This window comes from Gemmatimonadota bacterium (genome assembly GCA_026705765.1).
Taxonomy (GTDB): domain Bacteria; phylum Latescibacterota; class UBA2968; order UBA2968; family UBA2968; genus VXRD01.
Window position 1 is genome coordinate 25,609 of record JAPPAB010000148.1, and the last position, 7,964, is coordinate 33,572.

Consider the following 7,964-nt stretch of genomic DNA (forward strand, 5'->3'; position numbering starts at 1 on the left):
CCACACAAATTGAAAACTAATCGCCCGTCTGTGGCGCAAACCCTCTGGGAGCTTTCATTTTATGGATCAACAACTGAACACCAATCGTCATCAGAATAACCATACTACCCATCAAATAGGGCAATCGCGCATTGAAATGCTCGGCAACAAGACCGCCGAGAAGCGGACCAAATAAAAATCCACTCCCAACAATCGCTTCGTGAATACCCGTGCGGCGGCCTCCCGGGCCTTCGGCGTATAAACTGTAAAAAATACTCGCCGTAAACGTCACCCCAATCAGCACACCCAGCAGCAAAAAACCACATGCAAAAACAATCGGCTGTGTACCTATCCCGATCAAACCGAGACCTAAAGCGCCCAAAAGCTGAGCAAAAATAATAGGCGACATGCGAAATTGCCATCGGTCTGTCCGCGACATGAAATAAAAAACCGCAAGTTGGGTCAAAGCGATCAGCGCGAGCAAAAACCCCAGTAAATCCGGTGAAATGCCGAGATCCGTCGCCAATTTTGGAAAGAGCGCACGTATAAGCCCAATCGCAAAAAACGTTGCAAAATTAGCCAGCAATGCAAGAGGAAAAAAATGTCCCGACGTCGCAACAACCGAGCTTGTAGCCGCAACACCAGGCTCCGATTCCAAAATGGGAACGACGATCAGCCCCAGAAATAACAGAAGCACGAAAAAACCAGACAAAATAAATCCGCTAAACGGGTGGAATGCGAACAACACACCACCTGCGGCTGGGCCAACAAACACGCCCAATGTCCACGCCACATTGAATCGCCCCAACGCGGGCAAGAGCACATCTCGCGATTTCCCGCGCCCAAGATAGGCTTGCATCGGCGGCCAATAATGTGCAATAGCAACAGCAGTAAGCACAGAAAGCAAAATAAAGTGCCAGATGCGATTGACACCAATATAGCCCACAAAAGCCAGAAAAAGACAAAAACTCCCAATTCTCATAATCTGGCGATAGCCCATCCGGTCTGAAAGGCGGCCTGAAACGAGACTGGTCACAGAATAAGCCAATGCCCCCCAGGCATTGATGTGCCCGAGATCGTCATAAGTCGCACCGAATTGCAGGGCGTATAATGGAACGCAAATGCCCACAATGGAAAAACAGCTATCCATTAAAAAGGCACTGACATACAAAAAAGTATCTTTTTTCACAAAAGGAGATATCTCCTACAAAAAAAGGGACTCACAAAGAGTCCCTTTTTATTTTTCACAAAAAGCATTGTGCTACATTTACTGTGCCTCTTCTTCTCCACCGCCCATTGGATTGAGGATGCGATCAATCTGGTCTTCGGCGTATTTCTTGTATTGGCGATTCCCAAGCGCTTTTTTGTAGTGCGAAATCGCTCTTTCTTTTTGACCAAGCTCGCGATAACAATCGCCCAGAATGACATTGGCTGGCACTCTCCATTTAGAAGAAGACACGGCTTTATTGGCGTGAGCAATGGCATTTTGGTATTGCTTGAGTCCAAAATAAGGCTCAGATATCCGATAGTTTGCCTCGGGAGTATTCTTAATCCCCAGTGCCCTTTTGTAGGAAGCAACGGCATTTGTGTACTGCCTACCATCTGAGTAGGCTTTGCCAAGTGCTGTGTGAACATCTGCATTTTTGGGGTCAACCTGTGCCGCTTTTGTAAGCACGGAAATTGCTTTGCTATTTTGCTTCATCGCCTGATAGACTACTGCCAGATTCAGGCGGGACTTCGTATCTTTTGCATCGGCTTGAATCGCATTTAAGTACGCCCTTGCTGCACTGCTATTTTTCCCGGTCGCCCTGAAGAGATCGCCCAAACCGCGATGAGCTTTGCCATAGTTCGGATTCAGCTCAATGGCTGTTTCAAGCGCTTCGCGCGCGGCATTTACATTGCGCGCACTTCTATGTGCCAGGCCCAAATTGTAAAATACGGTCGCATCCGAAGGATCGACTTGCGTGGCACTTTCATACTGAGCCGCGGCTGCCTTGTAATTGCGCCGCCTGAACAACGTGGTGCCTTCTTGAAGATAAGCCACCTTTAACCTATCCCGTGCTTTGCCGTCGGCAAAATTGGGATCAATCGACAGCACCTTTTGCATGCTCGCCTGGGCACCTGTATAATCTTTGGTCTGCAATTGCAATTCGCCCATCTCAAAATAAGCGGCTGCGTAATCCGACTTAATCGAAGTCGCCATTTGATAAGCTTCAATGGCCTTTGAGTAATTGCGCAGCTTTCGGTATGTCGTGCCTATCGCGCGATATGCCTGCGCGTTTTTGGCATCGATTTTTACAGCTTCCTCAAAGGCTACGAGTGCTCTTTGATACTGTCTCTTTTTGTATAACTCCTGTCCAGCATTATACTTTTCAGCCGATTCGGGACTCACCCCCTGTGCAAGAGCAGAACTGGCCATCAGCACAGACAATGAAAGCATCGCAAGAAAGGAACGCATTTGCATGGGGAATCTCCTGTATTTTGAACCTTTACAAAGACTTAAAATTCGGATTAGGCAGTATATATTGTAAAATTTCCTCGTATATGTCAAGCACTGTTTACATATTTACACAAAAAAGGCCATTGTACACCTTGCACAATGGCCTTTGGCAAACTAAAATAGCCACCTCAGTTCAAGCGGAAAGACATCGGTTGTGTCATCCAAACAGAAACCGGTTTGTCATTTTGTTGGGCTGGTTCAAACCTGAATTGCAGAACAGCATCAATCGCTGCTTGCCGGAAAATTTCTTGACCTCTAAGCACGGTCACATTGCTTACCCGACCATTCTTATCAACCAAAAACTTCAAAAACACTTTTCCAGTCAACCCGGCTTTGCGGGCAATTTCAGGATATTTAGGATTTACCTGATGTTTGACTTTTGGTTTTTGCTCAACCATATAAAACTCGAGGATTTCTTCTTCTTCCTCGTATGAACCCGGCGGCGGTGGCGGCGGCATATCGACCATTGCATCGTCAAAATCGAGATCCGTGCTCTCAATCGTCACGTCGTCGGGCACATCGTCGCTCTCTGTTTCAATTGGCACAGCAGGTCGCGGCGGCGGTGGTGGACGTTTGATCTGACGGGTTTCTGGAATATCCACATTTTCAATAATGATCTGTTTCTTCTGGCGATTACTCGCAGAGGCTTCAAAAGTTGGAAAAATAACAGCCACGGCGGTGTGAATGACAAACGTGATCAATGTGCAATACCCAAAAACCTTGTTATAAGAACGTCGCAAATCGGCTTCTGGTGCTTTCCCCCGAATCATTGCCATAGCTTACCCCTCTCGGTTGGTCGCAAAGTTGATGCGCAGCGCATCGGCCTTGCGCAATTCTTCCATTACACTGCTGATCAATCCATAAGGTGCGCGGTAGTCGCATTTGAGTGACACGACCATACGGGGATCTTTGACGCGACGATCGTAAAAAATCCCGGCTACCTGATCGATATTCGCCAGCTTGTCGTCAATATAGATTTTGCGATCAGCAGAAACCCATAAATAGTTGATGTGACGACGTTTCTTAAGCTCTTCAATTTTTTCGGCTTTGGGCATAATAATGCCCGTCACGCGAAAGCGGACAAAAACCGTAGAAACCATAAAGAAAATGAGCAGCAAAAAAGTAATGTCGGCCATAGATCCGGTCGGAATGCTATGTGAGACACCGCCTTTTTTCTTAAAATTCATGAGAACCTCCTGGACTCATTCACTGGGCGAGGCGAGCGAAATTTTATCTGCCCCTGACAATTTAATCTCGTCGAGCACATCGATAAATTGCTCATAGGGCGTTTCTTCGTCTGCCTTTAATGAAATGATCAGCTTATCATTTTGCGCCAATCGCTGCTCAATATCTGCTCGAAGCATATTCAACGGCACACTTTGTTCCAAATTGATGAGAATATCCCCATTGACATTGACCCAGATATTGCAAATGTTCTTCTTCTGGATTTTCTTGGACTCGCCCGGCGGAGGCAAGTGCATACCAATGCCCTTATCCTGGTTCATCGTGGTAGTCACCAGAAAAAACACCAGCAACAAAAACACGATATCTGCCATAGACCCGGTGGGGATTTCAGGTGAAGATTTTTCGCGTCTCTGAAGGGCCATGTTTTAGTCCTCCTGGCCGTAGCCCAATTGAATCAGGTCATCGACGAATTGATTGGAACTTTCCTGGAGATCGATGATGATCTTGTCAATTTTTGACAGGAAGAAGTTGTATGAAGCCTGCACTGGAATAGCAACCACCAGACCCGAAGCTGTTGTAATCAAAGCTTCAGAAATACCGCCAGCCACAACACTGGGATCAACATCGCCAGCAGCGGCGATATCGTTAAAAGCCCGGATCATACCCGACACAGTACCGAGGAAGCCGACGAGAGGTGCCAGGTTTGCGACTGTGGAAAGCCACACGAGACCACGCTCGAGAAAAGCCATTTCGATAGCACCGGATTCTTCAATTGACTTTTCCACATGCTCAATACCGCGATCCAAACGCAACAACCCTGCGTGCAACACCGTAGCGACCGGGCCGCGCGTATTAGAACACAACTCAGCAGCACCTTCTGGCCCATTCTGCTTGAGGGCATCCTGAAGCTCTACCATAAACTCTTTGGCATTGATATGTGCCTTAAAAAGCGTGTAGAAGCGCTCAATAATCACCACAACGCCAAAAAACAACATCACCAGCAACGGATACATAAAGTTTCCGCCTTTAATAAAAAGATCAACCATGCCACATCTCCCGGGTTAGGTTATGAACTGCGAAAAATGGATTAACAACACAAAAGCCTTTTACTTCTTACCTTCTGTTTCCACCTCCTCCTTTTTCTTTTTACTACCTTCAAAAAATTCTCGACGCTTCTTTTCTTCTTCGGTCAGAGGTGGATCAAGTGTTTGGATCATTGCGTTGGCATTGCCCTTCCACTGAGGATCTTTCAACGCCCTTCTATACCATATCAAGGCATTGATCGAATCCTGTTTTGCACTTGAATTTTCCCACCTGTTGTAATAATGGTCGCCCCTCATATAGGGGTACCTGCCATTTTGGGGATCTTGTTTCAGCCCCCTATTAATCCACTTGAGACTCCCGGTCAACTCGGCCAGTTCTTCAATCACGCCCAAATTGTCCGGCTGCATGGCGTATAATTTTTCAAGCCGATTGACGATCCAACTCTTGGATTTTCCTATCCTCTTGCCCAATTTAATGGTCTCTTCCAAAAAGAAAACACTCGAGGCGTCATTTTGATACAATTTTTCAAAGGCATCAAAGGCTTTATCATCATCGCCTCTCTGATCATACATACCCGCCAATTTTTCCAGCGTAGCATAATCATCGGGATTGATCTCCAGCACTTTTTCCATTTCGGCCAGAGCTTCGTCCTCACCGCCTGTTCGCAGATGTAATTTACCAATCATATCCCGCACTTCGGGCTCATCGGGAGCCAATTCACCCCACTTTTTGGCATACTCCAATGCTTGTTCATAGTCTTCAGTTTCAACATTCAAGCTAACCAGCGCGTGATAATATTTAATTTTTTCCTCTGCCGTGAGGTCAAATGCCAGCAACGCCTCATAATTCTCAATGGCTTTTTCGGGCTGTTCCTGTATAATATAGATGCGTGCTAATGCAACGTGTGCTCCCCTGGTGTATTTGCTTGTAGGCTCAAGTTCAACAGCTTTTTGAAACCAGGTAATCGCATCTTCGTATCTTTCTATTTCTTCGTACAATCTGCCCAAGTATCGAGCGGTAGTTGCTCTTTTTGGATTAAAACCCCACGATTTCAAAAATTGTGTTTCGGCATCTTCGTATTGCTTGCTCTTGAGATATCGAGCACCAAAAGACAGGTGTTGTCCAGCCTTCTTAATAGAATCCGCCTTTGTCATCTCTGGTTCGCCATCTTCGGCAAAACAGAGTGACGCTGTACTCAGAACAAAAAAGCCGCACAACAAAGCCAAAAAACCAGATCGGAATTTCAAATCCAAAATCATGGTTCCAGTCTCCATACTATATGGGATGAAAATTCGCAGAAAACGACACATAACGGGCCGTTTTCCTTATTATAGGAATAATATACAACCCACAAAAAAAAATAATGCGATTACAGGTATCAGGGCAGAAGAATCTAATGAATGAAAAAAAACCTGTCAAGCCAAAATCTGCTTCAAATTAAACGAAATACAAATCAATAGAGTTCCCGGTATATCCAACACTGCAACAATGTTTTATGAGAAGTATTAATTATCTCAGTTTTGAAAATGTAAGATAGCTAATTAACCAGGAGCGGTATTAGAAGATTGAGTTAATAAAAAACAAAATATAAACCGCAAAGACCGGTGTCAACCCCTTTTCCAGAGACCATAGAAAATAAAATTCTATTTCACACATTGACAGAACAAAAGAGAAGCGGTATATTTGGCAAATATAGTCGCGATTTGGAGAACCATCATGCACCAGAGGTTTTACACTTATTGTTGTCGCAAAAAACGGCGGATTACACCTCCGCCAGGCCTCAGAGCGGAGTGTGTAACTGTGCCTGCCTCCTGAAACCCCTTGATGTGTCTGCGTCAAGGGGATTTTTTATTCGACTCAAAAGAGAGAAAATAATCCTCATCTACTTTCTCGACTCCACTATAGAAAGGACATGTGATGGATAAATCAACAAATAAAATAGTCAAACAAGGTCTCACCTTTAACGATGTTTTGCTCATGCCCTGCAAATCGGAATTTTTGCCCAAAGACACCGATCTCGGCACGCGGCTTACGCGCAACATAAAACTCAACATCCCTCTGGTGAGCGCCGCTATGGACACCGTAACAGAAGCGCGTCTCGCCATTGCGATGGCGCAAGAAGGCGGCATCGGAATCATCCATAAAAATCTCTCCGTTGAAGAACAATCCCAGGAGGTTGAAAAAGTCAAGCGATCAGAAAGCGGTATGATTGTCGATCCCGTGACCCTATCGCCCGATCACTACATTTCAGAAGCTCTGGAACTCATGCAAAAGTACCGCATCTCGGGTGTCCCCATCGTCGCTCAGGGCAACCGCCTCGTCGGCATTTTGACCAACCGGGATCTGCGCTTTGAAAAAAATCTCAATCGTCGTGTCAAAGATGTCATGACATCCAAAGGGCTGGTGACAGCCAAGCTGGGCATCTCACTTGAAGACGCGCAGGAAATACTGCAACAACACCGCATAGAAAAGCTGCCGGTTATCGATCATGCGGGCGTCTTAAAGGGCCTGATAACAGTCAAAGACATAGAAAAGAAAATCCAATACCCCAACGCCTGCAAAGATGACCTCGGGCGTTTGCGCGTTGGTGCCGCAGTCGGTGTTGGTGGAGATGCAGAGGAACGCACCGCCGCGCTGATTGAACAGGGGGTAGATGTCATCGTAATCGACACGGCGCACGGTCATTCACGCGGCGTGCTCGAAGCCGTAGAGCGCTTCAAAAGCAAATACCCCGAAACTGACGTCATCGCAGGCAATATCGCCACAACAGAAGCTGCAGCCGATTTGACCGCGGCAGGTGCCGACGCCATTAAAGTCGGTATGGGACCTGCAACAATTTGTACCACGCGCGTGATCGCCGGCATAGGCGTGCCGCAAATAACAGCCATTATGGACTGTGCCGAAATCGCCGCCAAAACCGGTGTTCCCCTGATCGCCGATGGGGGCATCACACAATCTGGCGACATCACCAAAGCCATTGCCGCAGGCGCCCATTCGGTCATGATCGGCTTCCTATTTGTAGGCACGGACGAAAGCCCTGGCGAAACCGTTATTTATCAGGGCCGCACATTTAAAGTCTATCGGGGCATGGGATCATTGGGCGCAATGCAACGCGGTAGCAAAGACCGCTATTTCCAGGGCGAGGTTGAAGCGACCAACAAACTCGTGCCCGAAGGCATTGAAGGACAGGTCCCTTACAAAGGCCAGGCCTCCATGCCCGAGTAGCCGGTGTACTCCCGCACGGGAATGAGTCCCG

At 46.8% G+C, this 7,964-nt stretch carries 7 protein-coding genes and 1 pseudogene; 1 reads left to right on the top strand and 7 read right to left on the bottom strand.

The window, feature by feature from the left end; all coding sequences use genetic code 11:
- Positions 1-16: 16 nt before the first annotated feature.
- From OXH16_19195 to OXH16_19225, 7 genes are all read right to left on the bottom strand, one after another.
- Positions 17-1,168 carry an MFS transporter gene (locus tag OXH16_19195; GenBank protein ID MCY3683530.1) on the bottom strand — a complete coding sequence of 384 codons (1,152 nt, stop codon included), beginning with the start codon at positions 1,166-1,168 and terminating at the stop codon, positions 17-19.
- Positions 1,169-1,246: 78 nt separating this feature from the next.
- The gene (locus OXH16_19200) at positions 1,247-2,443 is read right to left on the bottom strand and encodes a tetratricopeptide repeat protein (GenBank protein ID MCY3683531.1); all 1,197 of its coding nucleotides are present in this window, start codon (positions 2,441-2,443) and stop codon (positions 1,247-1,249) included.
- Positions 2,444-2,607: 164 nt separating this feature from the next.
- Entirely contained in the window at positions 2,608-3,255 is a 648-nt protein-coding gene (locus tag OXH16_19205; protein ID MCY3683532.1) for an energy transducer TonB, read from the bottom strand.
- Between the two features lie 3 nt (positions 3,256-3,258).
- Complete coding sequence (locus OXH16_19210) at positions 3,259-3,666, bottom strand: biopolymer transporter ExbD (protein MCY3683533.1); 408 nt, start codon at positions 3,664-3,666, stop codon at positions 3,259-3,261.
- Positions 3,667-3,681: 15 nt separating this feature from the next.
- Positions 3,682-4,086: a biopolymer transporter ExbD gene (locus OXH16_19215; protein MCY3683534.1), complete on the bottom strand. Its 405-nt coding sequence runs from the start codon at positions 4,084-4,086 to the stop codon at positions 3,682-3,684.
- Between the two features lie 3 nt (positions 4,087-4,089).
- Positions 4,090-4,710 (bottom strand): MotA/TolQ/ExbB proton channel family protein, encoded by a 621-nt coding sequence (locus OXH16_19220; GenBank protein ID MCY3683535.1) that lies wholly within the window; start codon positions 4,708-4,710, stop codon positions 4,090-4,092.
- 60 nt (positions 4,711-4,770) lie between these two features.
- Positions 4,771-5,967: a tetratricopeptide repeat protein gene (locus OXH16_19225; GenBank protein ID MCY3683536.1), complete on the bottom strand. Its 1,197-nt coding sequence runs from the start codon at positions 5,965-5,967 to the stop codon at positions 4,771-4,773.
- Between the two features lie 658 nt (positions 5,968-6,625).
- Here OXH16_19225 and guaB point away from each other — a divergent pair.
- A pseudogene (gene guaB / locus OXH16_19230) lies at positions 6,626-7,912 on the top strand (IMP dehydrogenase).
- Positions 7,913-7,964 lie beyond the last annotated feature (52 nt).

Excerpts from the sequence above, each read along its gene's own strand:
- OXH16_19200 (MCY3683531.1), bottom strand. The coding sequence starts at position 2,443 with ATGCAAATGCGTTCCTTTCTTGCGATGCTTTCATTGTCTGTGCTGATG.
- OXH16_19205 (MCY3683532.1), bottom strand. The coding sequence starts at position 3,255 with ATGGCAATGATTCGGGGGAAAGCACCAGAAGCCGATTTGCGACGTTCT.
- OXH16_19210 (MCY3683533.1), bottom strand. The coding sequence starts at position 3,666 with ATGAATTTTAAGAAAAAAGGCGGTGTCTCACATAGCATTCCGACCGGA.
- OXH16_19215 (MCY3683534.1), bottom strand. The coding sequence starts at position 4,086 with ATGGCCCTTCAGAGACGCGAAAAATCTTCACCTGAAATCCCCACCGGG.
- OXH16_19220 (MCY3683535.1), bottom strand. The coding sequence starts at position 4,710 with ATGGTTGATCTTTTTATTAAAGGCGGAAACTTTATGTATCCGTTGCTG.
- OXH16_19225 (MCY3683536.1), bottom strand. The coding sequence starts at position 5,967 with ATGATTTTGGATTTGAAATTCCGATCTGGTTTTTTGGCTTTGTTGTGC.